Source organism: Ciceribacter ferrooxidans (assembly GCF_004137355.1).
Lineage (GTDB): Bacteria > Pseudomonadota > Alphaproteobacteria > Rhizobiales > Rhizobiaceae > Allorhizobium > Allorhizobium ferrooxidans.
In genome coordinates, this window is the sequence record NZ_SDVB01000323.1 from 1 (window position 1) to 642 (window position 642).

Annotated in this window: 1 pseudogene; it reads left to right on the forward strand. The window is 47.4% G+C overall.

From position 1 onward, the window contains the following. Positions 1-642, forward strand: a pseudogene (locus EUU22_RS26005) (hypothetical protein); the annotation flags it as partial.

Here is a 642-nt window from a genome sequence, read left to right on the forward strand (position 1 = left end):
CCGGAGCAGCTTCAGCTCACTATCTGTCAACCGTTCCGGCAGTGGTGGTTCAGGCTCTGGCCGTGTTAGCGTTGGTGGTGGCTTTGGCAGCAGAAGTCTCCAGGGTCAAGGAGGAAACAAAAGAATTTCCTTTGGCTCACAGTCCCGTTATGGATTTGGCTCCGGAGGTGGAAGCGGGTCAGGGTTTGGTGGAGGACTAGGCTCTGGATTTGGTGGAGGACAAGGCTATGGATTTGGTGGAGGACTAGGTTCTGGATTTGGCGGTGGTCAGGGCTTCCCTGTGTGCCCTCCAGGAGGCATCCAAGAAGTTACTATTAACCAGAGTCTGTTAGCCCCACTCAATTTGGAAATTGATCCAAACATCCAGAAAGTCCGAGTAGAGGAAAGAGAACAAATCAAGACCCTGAACAACAAATTTGCCTCCTTCATTGACAAAGTCCGTCTCTTAGAACAACAGAACAGAGTGCTGGAAACCAAATGGAGCCTTTTGCAAGAACAGGGGGTGAAGACAGTTAAAAAAAACATTGAGCCTCTTTTCGAAACCTACATTAATGGCATGCGACGACAACTAGATTCAATTATAAATGACAAGTCTCGTTTAGATTCAGAACTAAGACAAATGCAGGATACTGTAGAGGATTA